This is a genomic window from Pseudarthrobacter sp. B4EP4b, assembly GCF_006680095.1.
In the GTDB taxonomy this organism is placed as follows: Bacteria; Actinomycetota; Actinomycetes; order Actinomycetales; family Micrococcaceae; genus Arthrobacter.
The window spans coordinates 1-16,386 of record NZ_VHIJ01000061.1; the positions used below are offsets into that span (position 1 = coordinate 1).

Genomic DNA, 16,386 nt, shown 5'->3' on the forward strand with positions numbered 1-16,386 from the left:
TGTTATTGGGAAAAATTGGGGGCGGGACGGCCTGCCAGTGACTGGAAGGGGCGGGTCAGGCGAGGGGGCGGTGCATCTCCACGATCTCCTGGTGCCGCGGGCTGTTGGGGTTCATCAGGGAGTTCCGCTTGCCGTAGAAGAAGTAGATGGCCAGGCCTATGACCAGCCAAACGATGAACCGCAGCCAGGTTTCCCAGTGCAACTGGAACATCAGGAACGCGGAGGCCAGGACCCCGAAGGCCGGAACCAGGGGCATCAGCGGCAGGCGGAAGGAACGGGGGGCGTCCGGCCGCTTGTACCGGAAAATGATCACCGAGAGGCAGACGACGACGAACGCGGCCAGGATGCCGATATTCGTCAGGTCTGCAACCGCCTTGATCGGGAAGACACCGGCCAGCAGGGCTGAGGCGATGCCCGCAATCCACGTGACCCGCTGCGGGGTGCCGTGTTGGTCGGTCTTGGCGAACCAGCCCGGCAGGAGACCGTCCCGGCTCATGGAGAACCAGACGCGGGTGACACCCAGGAGGAAGGTCAGCATCACGGTCAGGATGGACAGCACGGCGAACACGGAGATGATGGTGGCGATGATCGGCAGGCCAACACCGGTAAAGGCTGAGGCAAAGCCGGCCTTCGGGTCGATGTCCTTGTAGTTCTGCATGCCGGTGAGGACCAGGGTGGCGGCCACATAGAGGAGCATCGCGATAATCAGGGAGAGGATGATGGCCTTGGGCATGTGCTTCTTGCCGTCGGTCGCTTCCTCTGCGGCGGTACTCATGGCGTCGTAGCCGAACACCGCGAAGAACACCGTTGCCGAGCCGGCCAGCACGGGGCCAAACCCGCTGGGCATAAAGGGGTTGTAGTTGTTGGTGTCGATGTAGAAGATGCCCAGGCCGATGATGAAGAGGATCAGGACCACCTTGATGGCCACGGCCACCAGTTCAAACCGGCCGAAGGCCTTGGTGCCGCGGGACAGGATCCAGGTGACGATCAAGCAGACTGCGATGGCCGGGATGTTGACGATGCCGCCCTTGCCTTCATCGGGAGTGGACGTCATCCAAACCGGCATGTGGATACCGATGCCGGACAAGAACGCATCAAAGTAGCCGGAGATGCCGATGGCCACGACGGCCACGATGGCAATGTATTCGAGCAGCAGGTCCCAGCCGATGAACCAGCCGATCACCTCGCCCAGCGCAACGTATCCGTACGTGTAAGCAGAGCCGGCGCGGGGAATCATGCCGGCAAACTCTGCGTAGGAAAGCGCCGCTGCCGCGGAGGCAAGGCCTGCGATCAGGAAGGAAATCAGCACCGCGGGCCCCACCCCGGGCGTTCCTTCGCTGCCTGCTGCCACCAGTCCGGCAAGGGAGAAGATGCCGACGCCGATGATGCCGCCGACGCCGATTGCCGTCAGCTGCCACAGCCCGAGTGACTTGAAGAGGCCACTGTGTTTGTTTTCTTCCTCGATGTCATCGATCGGTTTGCGCCGCATGATCGACTGGGTCATGTCTCTACTGCTCATCAGGAACTCCTGCTTGGGTGCTTCCCCGTCACGGCGCGCGAAGAATCGCTTGTGACGGGGGTAACTCGGTCCCAACAGTATGCAAGGGTGCTTGCGTTAGATAAAGTGACTACTTCTAACCTATATTCATTAGTTTCGGTAAGGATTTCCTCATGCTTGACGTCCGCCGGCTCCGCCTGCTCCGGGAATTAAGCATCCGGGGGACGCTGGCGGAGGTGGCCGAGGCACTGCAGTACAGCCCGTCGTCGGTCTCGCAGCAGCTTGCCCTGCTCGAGAAGGAAGTGGGCGTGGAACTGCTTCGCAAAACCGGGAGGCGGGTCCAGCTCACGCCGCAGGCCGAAGTGCTGGTGGCGCACACCGCCAACCTGCTCGAAACCATGGAGCAGGCCGAGGCGGACCTCGCCGCCTCCCTGACCACCGTCACGGGGACAGTCCGGATCGCCGTTTTCCAGTCTGCGGCCCTGGCCCTGATGCCGGACACCCTGACGAGGATGGCCAAGGCCTATCCCGAGGTCAGGATCGAAATGATCCAGCGCGAGCCCGAAACGGCGCTGCACGAAACCTGGGCGCGCGACTTCGATCTGGTGATTGCCGAACAGTATCCCGGCCATGCCGCCCCGCGCTATCCGCAATTGGACCGCGTCAAGCTGACCACCGATGCCATCCGGCTCGCCGTTCCTCCGGCGTCCGACGGCGGGCCCTCCATCCGTTCACTGGAGGACACCGCGGAGCTCGCCTGGGTCATGGAACCGAGGGGTGCGGCGTCCCGCCATTGGGCCGAGCAGGCCTGCCGCAGCGCCGGGTTCGAGCCTGACGTACGCTTCGAAACCGCGGACCTGCAGGCCCAGGCCCGCCTGATCGAGTCCGGCAACGCGGTGGCCCTGATGCCGGACCTGGTGTGGACCGGCCGTGGCACCACAGCCCAGCTGCTGGAGCTTCCGGGCAAGCCGCACCGCACCGTCTTTACGTCCGTCCGCCGCTCCAGCGCCCAGAGGCCGGCCATCCTGGCCGCGCGGGAGACGCTCGCTGCAGCAGCCGCGGCGCTGGCAAGGACCGACGCCGGGTGACCGGCCGCCGTCGTACGTTTCCTTCCAAGGGGCTAAGCGTCACTGTTCCCTGCGTCACTGCGCCGTTGAGCGCCCGGCGCTAGACTGATGCCGTTATGAATCGAACAATGTTCAAGTCCAAAATCCACCGGGCCACCGTCACACACGCCGACCTGCACTACGTCGGTTCCGTCACCGTGGACCTGGACCTCCTCGAGGCCGCCGACATCCTGCCCGGCGAGCTCGTGTCCATTGTGGACATCACCAACGGCGCACGGCTCGAGACCTACACGATTGCCGGCGAGCGCGGTTCCGGTGTGATCGGCATCAATGGTGCAGCGGCGCACCTCATGCACGAGAACGACCTCGTCATCCTGATCACCTACGCCCAGATGACCACCGAAGAGGCCAAGGCCTACGAACCGCGGGTGGTCCACGTGGACGAAAACAACCGGATCATCCAGCTGGGCAATGACCCCGCCGAGGGCCTCACTCCCGGGATGATGCGCCCCCCTTTCGCGCTTAACAACGCCACCGCCTAACCGGAGCGTGTGTCCCGGTACCTACTTCCGCCGCGCCCTGGGGGATAAGCAGCCGGTGATCCCTTGCTAGGTGTACTGGCCGGCTTCTTTGTTGTCTGGTGCATCATCCTGGTGGGATGGTTCGTGGGCCGGCAGAAGATCCTGGGAGAGAACGCCCGCCAGGTCCTCAGTTCCCTCACCTTCTTTGTGGCCAGCCCCGCGCTGCTCTTTGAAACGCTGAGCAAAGCCCGCCTCGGGGAAGTCTTCGCCGCACCTCTGTTAGTAACAGCGGTTGCCGCCATGGCCACAGCCGCCGTCTTCTTCAGCATTGCCAAGTTCTGGATCAAGCGTTCCTTGCCTGAGGCCCTGATGAGTTCCATGGCTGCCTCACTCGCCAACTCCGCCAACCTCGGTATTCCCATCGCGGTATATGTTCTGGGTGATGCCAGCTATGTGGCGCCGCTGCTGATCTTCCAGCTGGCCTTCTTCACGCCTCTGTTCCTGATGATCCTGGACTCCAGCACCAGCGCGCACCGCACCACGCCCCTCAGTTTTGTGGTGATGATCCTGCGCAACCCCATGATTGTGGGGTCCGCGCTGGGCCTGGTGGTGGCCGGCACCGGCTGGAAAGTCCCACCGCTGGTGATGGAGCCCATCCACCTGATTGGCGGTGCAGCCATTCCCGCCATGCTGATCGCCTTCGGCATGAGCCTGAACGGCACCCGCCCCCTGCAGGCCGCCGCGGGCCGGCGCCTGGACACCCTGCTGGCGAGCGGTTTCAAACTGGCCGTCCAGCCGGGGCTTGCATATCTCTTCGCCCGTTTTGCGCTGGGCATGGAAGGGCATGCCCTGTTCGCCGTGGTGGTCACATCCGCGCTGCCAACCGCCCAGAACGTCTTTGTGGCCGCTAGCCGCTACAAGACCGGCCTCACCGTGGCCAAGGACACCGTGCTGATTACAACCGTTGTGGCCGTTCCGGCGATGATTGGCGTAGCGCTGCTGCTGACGTGATGGGAGTTTGATGGACAAGATGCTGGACACCGTGGTGATCGGCGGCGGGGCCATGGGATCGGCCGCCGCCTGGGCGCTGTCCCGCCGCGGCCGGCAGGTGACGCTCGTGGAGCAGTTCGGACCCGGGCACAAGATCGGCGCCTCTCACGGCACCACCCGCAACCTGAACCCGGGCTATCACCGTCCCGAATACGTGGCCATGCTGGCCGAGGGGCTGGCTCTGTGGGACGAGCTGGAGCAGGACAGCGGCGAGATGCTGCTGGCCCGAACAGGGATCGTGAACCATGGACCGGACCCGCGGCTTCCGGACGTGGCCGCGGCGCTGAATGAGGCAGGCATCCGGGCCGAATTCCTGTCCCCCGCCGAGGCAGGCGCGCGCTGGCGGGGCATCCACTTCGACCAGCAGGCCCTGTACATGCCCGACGGCGGCCAGCTCAACCCCGAAGCGGCGCTTCCCGTCTTCCAGCGTCTCGCCGCGGCCCGTGGCGCCGAGATCCGTCACCACACCAAAGTGGTCGAGTTCAAGGTGATGGACGACGGCGTCCGGCTGGCTTTCGAGTCCGAGGCCGGTACCGAGGTGGTCACCGCCGCCCAGGTGGTGGTCACCGCCGGCGGCTGGACGGAGAAACTCCTCGGCACCGCCGGCGCCGGGCTCCGGATCCCGAAGCTGCGGGTGACCCAGGAGCAGCCGGCGCATTTCCGGGTTGCTGATGCCGGCGCCGTCTGGCCCGGATTCAACCACATGCCGGGCACCAGTCCGGAATACAAAAACTGGTACTCCCCCGTGTACGGGATGCAGACCCCGGGTGAGGGGATCAAGGCAGGCTGGCATGGTGTGGGCCCGCTGGTGGATCCGGACCGGCGTTCCTTTCAGCCAGAGCCCGTGCAGCTCGCGGCCCTGCAGGATTATGCGCGGACGTGGCTGCCGGGGGTGGACCCGGATTCGTTCGAGGCCATCAGCTGCACCTACACCACCACCCCGGACGAGGACTTCATCCTGGACCGGATCGGCCCCGTGGTGATCGGCGCCGGGTTCTCCGGGCACGGCTTCAAGTTCACACCCGTGGTGGGCCGGATCCTTGCGGACCTCGCCACCGGCACCCGGCCGGCGCCGGACATCTTCCGCGCTTCACGCTAGGTCCTGGCTGCTTCACGCTAGGTCCTGGCTGCTTCCCTTTACGTGTCAGCGCTGCTACGGCTGCCTTCCACGTCAGGGTCCGGCTGCCCGTTGTCCTGGGAAGCGGCCTGGGCTGGCTCGTCAGTGGCACCGGCCTTCACAGCAGGCATCGCCAGCACCGCCGCCACGGTAAGGATGCCGCCCACCAGCGCCGCCAGGAAGACCGCCCCGGAAGCGGCCACCACGGCGGGGGCGTCGCCTTCGCCGGCTGTGTTCGCATAAACCGCGTTCCCCACCGCACCGAACACGGCCACACCAAGGGCGCTTCCGATGGACCGGGCGAACATGTTGGTGCTCGTGACCACGCCGCGCTCATTCCAGGAAACACTGGACTGGGCGGAGATCAGCGTCGGAGTGGCCACCAACCCGAGCCCGAGCCCGACCACAAAGCAGCTGCCTGCCACCAGCAGCACGTTGGGAGTGGCGGACGTGAGCGTCAGGACCAAGAGGCCCGTTACGGTGATGCTGATCCCGATCAACGCAGTGGCCTTGAACCCGATCCGCAGGTAGAACCGCCCCGCCTGCGAGGCACTGACGGGCCAGCCGAGGGTCAGTGCCGCGAGCGCGAGCCCGGCAACAAGGGGCGAGGTGTGCAGCGCCCCTTCCAGGAACGTGGGCACGTAGGAGGTCAGCCCGATCATCACAGCCCCGACGCCAAAGGAGACCAGCGCGGTAGTTCCAAGAAGCCGCCGCGACACCACCCAGGAAGGCAGGACCGGCTCCGCCGCCCGCCGCTCCACCACCAGGAATACGGCCAGCAGGACCGCACCCACAGCAAAGATGCCGATGCTGATGGGCGAATCCCACTCCCACCCCTGGCCGCCCTGGAGGGCGCCAAGGATCAGCAGGCCCAGTGAGCCCGCCAGCAGGGCCGCGCCGGCGTAATCCACCCGGTGCCTGGCACGCTCAACGTTTTCGTGCAGGGTCCGGAACAGCATCCACCCGGCCAGCAGGCACAGCGGGACGTTGACCAGAAAGATGCCGCGCCAGATTCCCAGCGAAGAGAAAATGCCGCCAAGGCTGGGGCCCACTACCGAGGAGACTGCCCAGACGCTGGCCAGGTAGCCCTGGACCTTGGCGCGCTCCTCCAGCGAGTAGATGTCCCCGGCGATGGTGATGGACACCGGCAGGACGGCTCCCGCGCCGAGTCCCTGCAGGGCGCGGAAGGCGATCAGGGAGGGCATGCTCCAGGCAATCCCGCAGAGGACGGACCCCAGCAGGAACAGCCCGATGCCCGCCAGGATGATCGGCTTGCGGCCCACCATGTCTGACAATTTGCCGTAGATAGGCACCGAGACAGCCTGCGCCAGCAGGTACGCCGAAAAAAGCCACGGGAACGACTCGAATCCCCCCACATCCCGGACGATCGACGGCACGGCAGTGGCCACGATGGTGGAATCAATGGCCACCAGCCCGGTGGACAGCATCAGGGCAATAAGAATGGGGCCGCGTTCAGAACGGAACCCCACTCCCTGGGTGCGGGCGGTCATCATCAGTCTCGTTTCAGTCTTTTGGGTCCCTGTTACCTCCACTCTAGGTACCCATGACCGCCGCGGACTATCTCCTGCCCTGGTGTCCGTCCAGGAGCCGGGCGCAGCGGATGAAGCCAAGGTGCGAGTACGCCTGCGGGTGGTTGCCCAGGTGCGTCTCCGTGCCGGGATCGTATTCCTCCGGCAGCAGTCCCGTGGGGCCGAAAAGGTTCACCAGCTGGTCGAACAGGTCCCATGCCTCATCGATGCGGCCCACCGCCACGTACGCTTCGATCAGCCAGGTGGTGCAGATGTGGAACCCGCCCTCCAGGCCCGGCAGGCCGTCGTCGTACCTGTACCGGAAAACAGTGGGCCCCACCCGCAGCTCACGCTCCACCGCAGTGACGGTGTCCAGGAAGCGCTGGTCCGTGACGTCCAGCATGCCGGAGAGGCCGATGTGCAGGACGGCGGCATCGAGGTCCGGGCTGTCGTAGGCCACGGTGTAGGACTTTGCCGACTCGTCCCAGCCCTCGCGCAGCACTTCCTCACGGATGGTGCCCGCCATCACCGCCCAGGCCGGGTCCGGCTCACGGCCGTGGCGCGCGGCTGTCCGCAGCGCCCGGTCCAGGGTCACCCAGCACATCACCTTGGAATAGACGTGGTGGCGGGCCGCCCGCCGGGCCTCCCAGATACCGTGGTCCGGTTCATGCCAACGGGCCAGGACGGCCGAGGCCATCTGGACCATCAGCTCCCAGTGGCCGTCCGCGAGGGCACCCTCCCGCTCACTGAGGGTATGGATCAGTTCAGCAACCGGCCCAAATACGTCCAGCTGGACCTGGTGATCTGCTGCATTGCCGATCCTCACCGGGCGCGAGCCCGCATACCCCGGGAGGCTGTCGACGACGGCTTCGGTGGAGAGCGGCGCACCGGTCACCGAGTAGAGCGGGTGCAGCCATTCGGGGCCGGGTGCGTGTTCGAGGATCCGGCCCAGCCAGGCCAGGAATCCGGCAGCCTCCGCCGTGGAACCGAGATCCACCAGCGCGTTCACCGTCATGGACCCGTCCCGCAGCCAGCAGTACCGGTAGTCCCAGTTCCTGGTCCCGCCAATGCCCTCAGGCAGGGAGGTGGTGGGGGCCGCGAGGACGGCGCCCGTGGGCTCATGAACCAGGGCGCGGAGCACCAGGGCCGAGCGCCGCACCAGGGAAGGCTTAACGGAAGGCAGGGCAAGCCGCTGGACCCACTGCCGGGCCAGCAGGGCCACCCCGGCCCGCCGCTCCGTCTCCCCTTGGGGGTCCGCGGGCTGCGGCTCAGTGTCACCACAGCGCAGGTTGAGCACCACCGGTCCATCTTGCAGGTTCACGGACGCCGTGGCCGTGGCGTGCCGGCCGTCCGAGGTAATACTGAACGTGACACCGGGGGCAAAGAGGATGATCGGTTCCGATGTGCCCACCACGTGTACCTCGCCGCCGCGTGCTTCCATGCTGAACGGCGCGTTGGCGTAGTCCGGCCGGGGAGCAAAGACAATCCTGGCGGCTCCGTGCCCGGAAAGCACCCGGACCAGGCTGGTGATGCCGTCCGGGGCAGGCTCCAGGTAGTCCGTGACCGTGACGTCCGCCCACCGGGTTTCGACAATCATGGTGCTGTCCACGTACCGCTGCCCCAGCACTTGGGAAGCCTTGACCGGTTCCACCGAGAAGTGGCCGGCCGCGTCACCGCCTAGGATGTGCGCAAACAGCGACCCTGAGTCCGGCAGCGGGTGGCTCATCCAGCAGATCTTGGCGTCCGGTGTCAGCAGCGCGGTGGAAGAGCCGTTGCCGATCATCGAGTGCCGTTCCAGGCCCACGGCGTCCTCGCCGAACAGCCAGGCCCGCCGCAATTCGAAGAGGAGGGCGAGGACCCGTGCGAAGGATTCCGGGTCGCGGACACGGTGGGCGGCGGCGGTCTCCCCCGGGCCTACGTGCAGTCCCAAGTCGGGCCCCCGCAGGGTGGCGATGGCGAGTTCGTCGCTGTAGGCATCCCCGGCGAACATGGCTGCGCTGGCTCCCAGCCGGGACCGGAGTGTTTCCAGGGCTTCCGCTTTGGACGGTTCCACAACGGACAGGTCCAGCACCGAACCGTCCACGATAAAGAACAGGCCGTGGACCCGGGCGATTTCCCTGGCGGTTTCCGTGACGGACTCCACAACGTCCGGCGGCGCCGGCCGGGTGTGGACAGAAACGGCCACTGGTTTGCGTTCAATCCAGATGCCTTTTTGGAAACCCACTGCCTCGTTAAGAGCGGCGTTGACCTTCTGCAGGGCGGATTCGGTGGCGAGGGTCTGGCCGTGCGCGAAGCCCATGTCCGATTCCGCACCATGCGAGCCGATGAGATGCACCTCCACCGGAAGGCGTGAGACCGCCGCGAGGTCACGGAGCGAGCGCCCCGAGATGATGGCGGCATGCGTGTTGGGCAGGGCCGCAAGGGCGCGCAGGGCTATGGCCGCGCTGCCCAAGGGAAGGATTTCGGTGGAGATCCCCTCGGCGTCGCACAGGGTACCGCCGTAGTTGCAGGCCACCAGCAGCGCGGGGACGCGGGCCAGTACTTTGAGTTCGGCGAGGAGGGCGGGCGTCAGCCCGTTGTCCGCCGCATCGGACTGGACGAATGCGCGGAGCATCTCCAGCGGGAGGGAACGGGTGAGCAGAGCGGAATCCGCCACGCTTTGGTTCAAGGGTGTCGGCATCCGTGTACCCCTTAGAGGCAGGACCAGGCCGGTAACTCAGCCGCTGGATTGCCTGCGGACTACCGGTTGGTGCCCCGCCTGGGAATCCCAGCGATTCCCAAGGGGGCAAGTCCAATACTCAGCCCCGGCGGTTTCCCCCGAAAGTCCCCTTCATTGCGTATGTGTAAAAGTCTGCGGGTCGCGCTGGTGTCACGCACGGCAGCCTTTTGGACCACGACGGCGGTGCCTGGCGCGCGGAACCTGGGACCCGCCGTCGTGCCCGCCTGAAAAAGTGCCGCGCGTGACGCTCCGCCGGGCCTAAGAATCAGACCCGCACCAGCCCGGCGGCCTCGGCCAGGAGTTCCACCGACCGGAGCCGGGCCTCGGTGCCGGCGCTCTGGTGCGCCACGATGAGTTCGTCGGCGTCGGCATGCCGGCCGAATCCATCCAGGTAATCCAGAACGACGTCGGGTGTGCCCACGGCGGAGTACGTCATCATCTGCGAGACGTGCTGGCCCTGCGGGGAGTCGAGGATCATATCCGCTTCATCGTCCGTGAATTCCCGGCCGCCGCCGAAGAACAGGGATACCCGGGCACGCTTGGTGGCCTGCATCATGGCCTGCGCTTCGGAGGCGGAATCCGCGGCGATCACGTTCACGCCGGCGATGACGTGCGGCGCGTCCAGCTGCGCCGAGGGCTTGAACTCGCGGCGGTAGAGGGCCACGGCATCCTGAAGCGCATTCGGGGCGAAATGGGAGGCAAACGCGTACGGCAAGCCCAGCTGGGCGGCGAGCCGCGCGCCGAACAGGGACGATCCCAGGATGTACAGCGGAACGTTGGTGCCCTTGCCCGGTGTGGCTTCGACACCCTGGATCCGGGTGGGACCGGTGAGGTAGCCCTGCAGTTCCAGGACGTCCTGCGGGAAGCTGTCCGCGGACATGGGGTCCCGCCGGAGCGCGCGCATGGTGTTCTGGTCACTGCCCGGTGCGCGGCCCAGGCCCAGGTCGATCCGGCCCGGGTGCAGGGTTTCCAGCGTGCCGAACTGCTCGGCGATGGTCAGCGGGGAGTGGTTGGGCAGCATCACGCCGCCGGCGCCGAGCCGGATGCTTTCGGTGTGCGCGGCAACATGGGCGATCAGCACGCTCGTCGCGGAGGAGGCAATCGAGGACATGTTGTGGTGCTCGGCGTACCAGACCCGGCGGTAGCCCAGTTTCTCGGCGCTCTGCGCCATGGCCACGCTGCCCGCGAAGCTCTCCGCCGCCGTCTGGCCCTTGCCGATGGTTGCCAGGTCAAGGATGGAGAGGGGAAGAGTCACGGTAAATGCCGGCCTTTCAGAACGTTTCGCAGGAAGGTGCCGGCCGGGTTGCGGCGGGCACGGTTTGTATAACGACGGCGGCTGCCGGCTTATTTCTGTGACTTGCGGAATACTCAGCAGGCTGAGGAGGTTGCCGCCCCTATGAGCCTTGAGACAACGAACCAGCTGGAACTGTCCGCAACGATTGACCTGAAGGACCTCGGAACCGTGCACCGGCTCGGTTTTGGTGCCATGCGCATCGTGGGCGACGGCGTCTGGGGTGAGCCCGCCGACCGCCAGGCCGCCGTGGACGTGGTTCGCCGCGCCGTCGAGCTCGGCGTTGATTTCATCGATACCGCAGATTCCTACGGCCCGAACATCAGCGAGGAGATCCTCGCTGAAGCGCTGTACCCGTACAAGGACGGGCTGAAGATTGCCACAAAGGTGGGCTTCACGCGGACCGGTCCCGGCAAGTGGATCCCGGTTGGCCGTCCGGAATACTTGCGCCAGCAGACCGAACTGAGCCTGCGGAAGCTGAAGGTGGACAGCCTGGACCTGCTTCAGCTGCACCGGATTGATCCCAAGGTGGATGCTGAAGAGCAGTTTGGCGTGCTCCGCGAGCTGCAGGACGAGGGCAAGGTCCGGGCGCTGGGACTGTCGCAGGTGAGCGTGGCGGAACTGGAAGCGGCCGGCAAGCACTTTACCGTTTCCACTGTCCAGAACCGCTACAACCTGACAGACCGGAGCTCGGAGGACGTGCTGCGGTACTCAGAGGAGAACGGGATTGGCTTCATCCCGTGGGCGCCCATTTCGGCCGGCGAACTGGCGCAGCCGGGCGGGCCGCTGGACGAGGCGGCCAAGCGCCTCGGCGCCACCACTTCCCAGGTTGCGCTGGCTTGGCTGCTGCGCCGCTCCCCCGTGATGATGCCCATCCCCGGCACCGGTTCGGTGAAGCACCTCGAGGAGAACATGGCCGCTGCGGGCGTCACGCTCGACGACGACACGTACGCCGAGCTCGAGGCCGCCGGCGAGTAGCACTTCCGAACAGAGAGGAGCAGCACCATGGCAAACATTTTGATGGTTGTTTCCGCAGCAAATTCGCTCACCATGAAGGACGGCAGCGAGCACCCCACCGGCTTCTGGGCGGAGGAACTGGTGGTGGCCCACCAGACCCTGCTCGACGCTGGCCATACCGTCCACATCGCGACCCCCGGCGGAAAGAAGCCCACCGTGGACCAGGTCAGCCTGGCCGACGTGTCGGCCGGCGGTGCGGAGCGCGCGCAGGGCTTCCGGGACTACCTGGAAAAGATCGACGGCGAGCTCTCGCAAACGCTGGTGCTGGCCGACGTCGACATCGCCGCCTACGACGCCGTGGTGATGCCCGGCGGCCACGGCCCCATGGCCGACCTCTACAGGGACGCCGACCTGGGCCGCCTGCTGGTGGCAGCCAACAACGACGGCAAGATCATCGCGCCGTTCTGCCACGGTCCGGCGGGGCTGCTGAGTGCAATGGACGACGACGGCGGGTTTGCTTTCAAGGGCCGGCGCCTCACGGTCTTCACCAACGAGGAAGAGCTGGGCGGCGGGACCGGCGAGAACACGCCCTGGCTGGTGGAGGATGCGCTGAAGGAGAAGGGGGCGGTGATCGAAAACGGTGCCGCCTGGTCCTCCAATGTGGTGCGCGACGGCAACCTCATCACCGGGCAGAACCCGCAGTCCAGTGAGGACGTGGCCAAGGAAGTCATCAAGGCACTGGGATGAGTAACGTCGCTTCCTGGCGATAAGGGAGGGGACCAGTTCGTGATGAACTGGTCCCCTCCTTGCGGCGCACATCATTGGGCGCCGGCCCTCAGGCCACCCACTGGAATCAGACGGCGCAGCCTCCGTTCCCGATGGTGGGATCGATCGTCGTGATCTGGTTCTGAAGACTGCCGAACTGCGACTGGAGGCTGGCTACCAGCTCCTTCTGCGTCTTGATCGCTGCCTGGCTCGCTCCCTTCTTTGCCTGCAGGTCAGCCAGCTTTGTTTTGGCAGCTGTAACTTGTGGGTCGAGCGCGGTCAGCTGACCCTGCAAATCAGCCAGCTTTTCTTCGGTGGCACTGATGTCGCCACTGAGTTTGTTGAGCTGTTCCAACAAGGGGGCAACCCGGTTCTGCAGCCCCAGGACGTCGGCTTCCTTGGCTGTGATCTGGATGTTAAGCCCCGTGATCTGGGCGGCAAGGCTGTCCGCCAGCTTGTTGAGGCCATCAACTTCGGCGGTCCTCTTGGTGACGCCGTCGTTCGCCGCATCAAGAGTCGACTGGAGACCCGGAAGTTGCTCCTGAAGGGTGGTGATCTCCGTGTTCTTCGTCTCTACGGCGGTCTTGGCTGCGGTGAGGCCTGCTTGGGCGCTCATCAAGGTTGCCGTCATTTCCTCCAAGACGGCCCGCTGATTGATGATGGCATCCTGGGCCTCTTTGACCCCAGTTTCCAGGCCCGGCAGCGCGGCTGTCAGCCCGTCCACCACTTCCTGCTGGGCTGTGACTGCAAGGGCCGCGGCCTGCGCAGCTTGCTCAAGGGGAGGAAGCTGGCCCTGCAAGGTGGTGAGCTCGCCCTGTTTGGTGGCCACCGAAGTGTTTGCCTGATTGAGCGCCGCCTCAAGGCCGGGTACCTCGGCTTTCAGGGTTGCCATTTCGTCTTGTTTAACTGTCAGCGCGAGATTGGCGGTATTCAGTGAAGTCTGCAGCGGTGCCGCTTGGCTCTGCAAGGAAGCACTCTCCTGCTGTTTGGTCAGCAACTGCGTGTTCAAAGAGTTGACCGAGGCCTGAAGTGTGGCAAGGTTGCCCTGCAGACCTGAGATCTGTGTGTTCTTGTCCGAGATCTGATTGTTCACGCCGGTGAGCTCGAGCTTCTTGGCGGCAAGCTGGTCCTGAAGGTTCCGTTTCTTGATTGAATTTCCGTTGATCGCATCGATCTGCTTGATGAACTCAGCAATCTCCGCCTCAATGGTGCCCTTGGTTGTGGAGAATGCCGCCAGTTCGTCCTCGGCTTTCGTCAGGTCTGCCTGCTTGGCGGTCACGGCCGCGGTAGCAGTGGTGAGTTGCGACTGGAGTCCGGTGACCTGGCTAGCAAGGGTGGCCATTGCGGCGTTGTTCTCGTTAACTGCTTTGGCCGCGCTCGCAGCGTCAGCCTGGAGCCTCACCAGCTCCGCCTGCGTTGCGATTATCGAGGCGTTCTTGGCAGCCAGCGAGTCGGAGGCCCCTTTTGCCACCCTTTCAAGGGCGACCAACTCCTGCTGGGCCGTGGCGATCTGACCCTTCTTGAGGGTTACGGCATCGTTGGTGGCCTCTTCATCGACTTGCAGTTCCTTCAGCGTCTGCTCGGCGTTGGCAATCAGGGCCCTTTGCGCCTGAAGCGTTTCGTCTGCCGTGGTTCCGGCCGCCTCGAGTTCCTGCAGCTTCGACCCGGCGTCAGTGACTGCCTGCTCCGCAGCAGTCACGGCGTCGGCCGCCTGCACTGCCTGAACGGTCAGCGCTGCCAGCTGGTCTTGGGCTGCTTTGATTTCCGCATCCTTGGATTCCAGCTCGGTCGCAGCGTTATCCGCAGCCTGTCGCAGTGCGGCAAGCTGCGTCTGGGCTGCCTCAAGGGCCTGGCTGTTTGCGGCCTGCTGCGCTTCAAGATCGGCAACCTGGTTCTTCAGGTGCGCGCTTTCACCTTGGGCTGCAGCGAGTTCGGCCTGCAGCGGCGACAGTTCATTTTGGACGGCGGCCTGCTGGCCCTGCAGAGCGGCGAGGTCAGCCTTCGCAGTATCCACAGCATCGGAGGTAGCCTTCTGCTCGGAGGTCAGCTTGTCCAGCTCTGCCTGCGCCGCAGCTTCCTGTCCGCCTAGTTGCTGTTCCTCGGTCTCGAGGTCAGCAAGTGCCTTCAGTGCTGCCGCAACTTGAGCTGAAAGGCTGGCGGCCTGGTCCTGAAGCTTTGCTCTATCCGCCTGCGCGGCAGCGATGGCGTCAGCATTCTTCTTGGCCGCGTTTTTCAGCAGGTTCTCCTGGACTGCACCGCGGTGCGCGAGCTGGTTCACCACGCCGTTGCACATCCCGGTGGTGGACGACGTCGCCGCAACCGCCGGCTGGACCAGCACCAGGCTGGTAGTGAGGAGCCCGGGCAGCACCACAGCTGCGGCGAGACGGCGGGAGAAGACAGACTTTGACGCTGCAATGCGCATATGAACTCCTGTTGAGACCAATAAGCGGCCCACCCGGACCGCTGCCTGAGCCAACGGTAGGTCGTGCTGCTTGCCGGGCACACGCGTAATCCCCCACTTGTCTTTGCTCCTTGGGTACTCGTTTTCTTAAGCGGTACTCGAAGCGCACTACTTGGTTTAGCCGGCGGTACTCGCTCCATAATGTGACCGCCGCGGTCCTCCGGTGACCTGCGGTTACTCCCTGTATCTCCGGGTTTCAGCGCCTTTGATTCGGTTGCTCGCGCTGCCGGATAGTTGCTGCAACAAGCACATCCGTTGCATCCGCTACCACCCTCCAAGGAGGAATAATGCCCATTCTCAAGGCGAAACCGGCTGCTGCCGTGGCCCTCACCATCACCGCGCTGCTGGGACTGGCAGCATGCGCCGATCCCGGCGCGACGGCGGCGACAGCACCGACGTCGGGATCCTCCACCACGGCGGCAGGCAAGACGTTCAACCTGTCCCCGCAGCAGGACCGCTTCAAGGTCTCCGTGGACTCCGAGGCGGCAGCGCTGGTCCCCGAAGCCATCAAAGCCGACGGCAAACTCACCGTGGTGAGCACCGGCGGCACCGCCCCGCTCAGCACCTTTGCCACGGACAACAAGACCCTGATCGGCAGCGAGGTGGACATCGCCTACGCGGTGGGCGAGACGCTGGGGCTGGAGGTGGAGGTCCTTCCCGTGGCCTGGGCTGACTGGCCGCTGGGCATTGAATCCGCCAAGTACGAGGCCGTGCTGTCCAACGTGACCGTCACCGAAGCCCGGAAGGAGAAGTTCGACTTCGCCACCTACCGGAACGACCTGCTGGGCTTCTACGCAAAGAGCGATTCGGACATCGGCGAGATCAAGGAGGCCAAGGACGTTGCGGGCAAGCGCGTCATTGTTGGCTCCGGCACCAACCAGGAAGCCATCCTGGTCCGCTGGGACGAGGAGAACAAGAAGAACGGCCTGAAGCCGGTTGAGTTCCAGTATTACGACGACGACTCCGCCTCCACACTGGCCCTGCAGTCCGGCCGTGCGGACCTGACGTTCGCACCCAATGCCGGTTCCGCCTACAAAGCCGCCCTGGATGGCAAGAGCAAGCAGGTGGGCACCCTCAACGGCGGCTGGCCGCTGACCGCGCAGATCGCCTTCACCACCAAGAAGGACAACGGCCTGGCCGTCGCCGCCCAGGCAGCGCTGAACGAACTGATTGAAAACGGCACGTACGCCAAGATCCTGGACCGCTGGGGCCTGTCATCCGAGGCCATCCAGAAGTCCGAGCTGAACCCGGCAGGCCTGCCCAAGAAGTAAGCGGACCTGCCGACGAATGGATCCCCGCCTTGCCCTGACGGCGAGGCGGGGATTCTTCTGCGTTGCCAACGCCCCCAGTGCCTGACGCATATTCTGGGAGCAGCCCACCCTGATCATGGAGGAAGCCCATGCCCCACCCC

General features: G+C 65.2%; 12 protein-coding genes. 7 read left to right on the forward strand and 5 right to left on the reverse strand.

The genetic code is table 11. From position 1 onward, the window contains the following. Positions 1-55 precede the first annotated feature (55 nt). The gene (locus tag FNL14_RS20015) at positions 56-1,519 is read right to left on the reverse strand and encodes an amino acid permease (protein ID WP_142063749.1); all 1,464 of its coding nucleotides are present in this window, start codon (positions 1,517-1,519) and stop codon (positions 56-58) included. A gap of 152 nt (positions 1,520-1,671) precedes the next feature. Between FNL14_RS20015 and FNL14_RS20020 the strand changes: the two genes are divergently transcribed. The 4 genes from FNL14_RS20020 (at position 1,672) to FNL14_RS20035 (ending at position 5,235) form a co-directional block, all read left to right on the forward strand. Next, entirely contained in the window at positions 1,672-2,586 is a 915-nt protein-coding gene (locus FNL14_RS20020; protein ID WP_142063752.1) for a LysR family transcriptional regulator, read from the forward strand. Positions 2,587-2,681: 95 nt separating this feature from the next. Beyond that, a complete protein-coding gene (gene panD / locus FNL14_RS20025; protein WP_170850853.1) occupies positions 2,682-3,107 on the forward strand; it encodes an aspartate 1-decarboxylase in 426 nt (141 codons plus the stop codon). A gap of 63 nt (positions 3,108-3,170) precedes the next feature. Continuing rightward, positions 3,171-4,097 carry an AEC family transporter gene (locus FNL14_RS20030; RefSeq protein WP_142063755.1) on the forward strand — a complete coding sequence of 309 codons (927 nt, stop codon included), beginning with the start codon at positions 3,171-3,173 and terminating at the stop codon, positions 4,095-4,097. Positions 4,098-4,107: 10 nt separating this feature from the next. Further along, entirely contained in the window at positions 4,108-5,235 is a 1,128-nt protein-coding gene (locus tag FNL14_RS20035) for an FAD-dependent oxidoreductase (RefSeq protein ID WP_142063758.1), read from the forward strand. Positions 5,236-5,273: 38 nt separating this feature from the next. Here the strand turns inward: FNL14_RS20035 and FNL14_RS20040 are convergent, their stop codons facing one another. From FNL14_RS20040 to FNL14_RS20050, 3 genes are all read right to left on the reverse strand, one after another. Next, positions 5,274-6,767: an MFS transporter gene (locus tag FNL14_RS20040; protein ID WP_142063761.1), complete on the reverse strand. Its 1,494-nt coding sequence runs from the start codon at positions 6,765-6,767 to the stop codon at positions 5,274-5,276. 64 nt (positions 6,768-6,831) lie between these two features. Beyond that, positions 6,832-9,462, reverse strand: a complete 2,631-nt coding sequence (locus FNL14_RS20045) for a trehalase-like domain-containing protein (protein ID WP_142063764.1) — start codon at positions 9,460-9,462, stop codon at positions 6,832-6,834. Between the two features lie 304 nt (positions 9,463-9,766). Next, positions 9,767-10,756 carry an LLM class flavin-dependent oxidoreductase gene (locus FNL14_RS20050; protein ID WP_142063767.1) on the reverse strand — a complete coding sequence of 330 codons (990 nt, stop codon included), beginning with the start codon at positions 10,754-10,756 and terminating at the stop codon, positions 9,767-9,769. A 141-nt stretch (positions 10,757-10,897) separates the two neighbouring features. On the opposite strand from FNL14_RS20050, the gene FNL14_RS20055 reads away from it, so the two are divergent. Both FNL14_RS20055 and FNL14_RS20060 read left to right on the forward strand, forming a co-directional pair. Continuing rightward, entirely contained in the window at positions 10,898-11,770 is an 873-nt protein-coding gene (locus FNL14_RS20055; protein ID WP_142063770.1) for an aldo/keto reductase, read from the forward strand. Between the two features lie 27 nt (positions 11,771-11,797). Further along, a complete protein-coding gene (locus FNL14_RS20060) occupies positions 11,798-12,496 on the forward strand; it encodes a type 1 glutamine amidotransferase domain-containing protein (protein WP_142063773.1) in 699 nt (232 codons plus the stop codon). A 106-nt stretch (positions 12,497-12,602) separates the two neighbouring features. On the opposite strand, the gene FNL14_RS20065 is transcribed toward FNL14_RS20060, so the two are convergent. Further along, a complete protein-coding gene (locus FNL14_RS20065) occupies positions 12,603-14,936 on the reverse strand; it encodes a chromosome segregation ATPase (RefSeq protein WP_142063776.1) in 2,334 nt (777 codons plus the stop codon). A 326-nt stretch (positions 14,937-15,262) separates the two neighbouring features. On the opposite strand from FNL14_RS20065, the gene FNL14_RS20070 reads away from it, so the two are divergent. Continuing rightward, the gene (locus FNL14_RS20070; RefSeq protein WP_142063779.1) at positions 15,263-16,246 is read left to right on the forward strand and encodes an ABC transporter substrate-binding protein; all 984 of its coding nucleotides are present in this window, start codon (positions 15,263-15,265) and stop codon (positions 16,244-16,246) included. The last annotated feature ends 140 nt before the right edge of the window (positions 16,247-16,386 follow it).